We start from the raw sequence: 354 nt of genomic DNA, 5'->3' as shown, positions 1-354 counted from the left end.
CGTACTCGTCCAGCTCGGAGAGCAGCCCGTCCACGTCGTCCCGGTCGACGGTCAGGTCCTCGGCGAAGTGCCGGTCGCCGGTGGCGTCGGGCACGTACTTCACAGTGACAACGATCCTCAAGCTCACAACATTTCTCCTTTCACTTATGCCTCATTCCCGGCGGCCGGGCGCGAGAGGCGGCCGACATGCCGCCTGCGTCTAGGGCAGGTTGCGGGCCATGACGATGCGCTGGATCTGGTTGGTGCCCTCGTAGATCTGGGTGATCTTGGCGTCGCGCATCATGCGTTCCACCGGGTAGTCGCGGGTGTAGCCGTAGCCGCCGAGGAGCTGGACGGCGTCCGTGGTGACCTCCA

General features: G+C 65.3%; 1 protein-coding gene and 1 pseudogene. Both read right to left on the bottom strand.

Annotated elements, in window-relative coordinates; translation table 11 throughout:
• Positions 1-127, bottom strand: a pseudogene (locus C1I97_RS39090) (electron transfer flavoprotein subunit beta); the annotation flags it as partial.
• A gap of 72 nt (positions 128-199) precedes the next feature.
• On the bottom strand, positions 200-354 hold a 155-nt coding region (locus tag C1I97_RS39085; RefSeq protein ID WP_258382463.1), incomplete at its 5' end, for an acyl-CoA dehydrogenase family protein.

The organism is Streptomyces sp. NTH33, assembly GCF_003236365.1.
Lineage (GTDB): Bacteria > Actinomycetota > Actinomycetes > Streptomycetales > Streptomycetaceae > Streptomyces.
This window is presented reverse-complemented; position numbering and strand designations above follow the sequence as displayed.